The 1,546-nt window shown below is 69.5% G+C and carries 1 protein-coding gene and 1 pseudogene; both read right to left on the bottom strand.

Translation table 11 applies throughout. The features are described 5' to 3' along the window. Window positions 1-1,352 (bottom strand): gamma-aminobutyraldehyde dehydrogenase (locus tag AC30N0_RS19725; RefSeq protein ID WP_489519582.1); only part of this gene is annotated, 1,352 nt, incomplete at its 3' end. A gap of 11 nt (window positions 1,353-1,363) precedes the next feature. Continuing rightward, a pseudogene (locus tag AC30N0_RS19720) lies at window positions 1,364-1,546 on the bottom strand (ABC transporter permease); the annotation flags it as partial.

Genomic DNA, 1,546 nt, shown 5'->3' with positions numbered 1-1,546 from the left:
CCGCCGTGCGGCATCTCGTTGACGAGCATGAAGTGGGTGTTGATCCAGGTGCAGCCGTAGCGCAGCTTCTTGGCGACCCGCATCGCGCGGCCCACGTCCTGCGTCCAGACGCTCGAGGCGAGCCCGTAGTCGCTGTCGTTGGCCCAGGCGATGGCCTGCTCCGTGTCGTTGAAGCGGGTCACGCTGACCACCGGGCCGAAGACCTCGCGCTTGACGATCTCGTCCTCCTGGCGCGCCCCGGCCACCACGGTGGGCTCGTAGAAGAAGCCGCTGCCGGGGCGGGCCTTGCCGCCGGCGGTGATCTCCATGTGGCCGGTCATCTGCGCGCGCTCGACGAAGCTGGCCACGCGGTTGCGCTGGCGATCGCTGATCAGCGGCCCCAACTCGACGTCGGGCTCGTCCTGGGTGCCGACCTTCAGGCCCTTGACGGCGCTGGACAGGTCGGCCACGAGCTTGTCGTAGACCTTGCCGCCGGCGTAGACGCGGCAGGCGGCGGTGCAGTCCTGCCCGGCGTTGTAGTAGCCGAAGGTGCGCAGCCCTTCGACGACGCTGGCGACGTCGGCGTCGTCGAACACGATGACCGGCGCCTTGCCGCCGAGCTCGAGGTGGGTCCGCTTGAGAGTGCCGGTGGCGGCCTGCAGGATCTTGCGGCCGGTCGACACGTCGCCGGTGACGCTCACCATGTCGACCTTCGCATGCTCCACCAGCGGCTGGCCGACCGTCGAGCCGCGGCCGCAGATCACGTTAAGCACCCCCTTGGGAAAGATCTCGGCCGCGAGCCTTGCGAGCAACAGCGTCGTCAGCGGCGTCTGCTCACTCGGCTTGAGGACGACGGTGTTGCCGGCAGCGAGCGCCGGGGCGGTCTTCCAGGCGGCCATCAGGAGCGGGTAGTTCCAGGGCGCGATCGACGCGACGACGCCGACCGCGTCGCGCCGGATCATGCTGGTGTGGCCGGGCAGGTACTCGTTGCTCACCGTGCCGCTCATGCAACGCGCGGCGCCGGCGAAGTAGCGGAAGCAGTCGGCGATGGCCGGAATCTCGTCGCCGAGCGCGCGGGCGAAGGGCTTGCCGCAGTTCAGCGATTCGAGGCGGGCGAACTCCTCGGCGCGCGACTCGATGCTGTCGGCCAACTTCAGCAGCATGCGCGAGCGCTCCATCGGCGTGGTCTCGCTCCAGGCGTCGAAGGCGCGGTGGGCGGCCGACACCGCCTTGTGCACCTGGTCCAGCGACGCTTCGCGCACCGCGACCAGCACCTCGCCGGTGGCAGGATTGAACACCTTCTCGGGCTCGCCATCGCCGGCGACGAAGGCGCCGTCGATCAGCAGTTCGGTGGGCAAGGCGATGTCGGCCATGGCGGGCTCCTTCAGCGTGGGGTCGGTTCGTCGGAACGGGTCAGCAGGTAGGCGCCGAGGATCGGCACGAAGGTCAGGGCGATGATCACCACCGCCACCACGTTGGTGACGGGCCGCTGCCGCGGCCGGATCAGCTCCTGCAGCATCCAGATCGGCAGCGTGGTCTGCTGGCCGGCGGTGAAGGTGGTGACGAT

The organism is Rhizobacter sp. (assembly GCF_031412495.1).
GTDB lineage: Bacteria > Pseudomonadota > Gammaproteobacteria > Burkholderiales > Burkholderiaceae_C > Schlegelella_A.
Note: the sequence above shows the minus strand (reverse complement) of the source record. Positions and strands in the feature narration are given on the sequence as shown.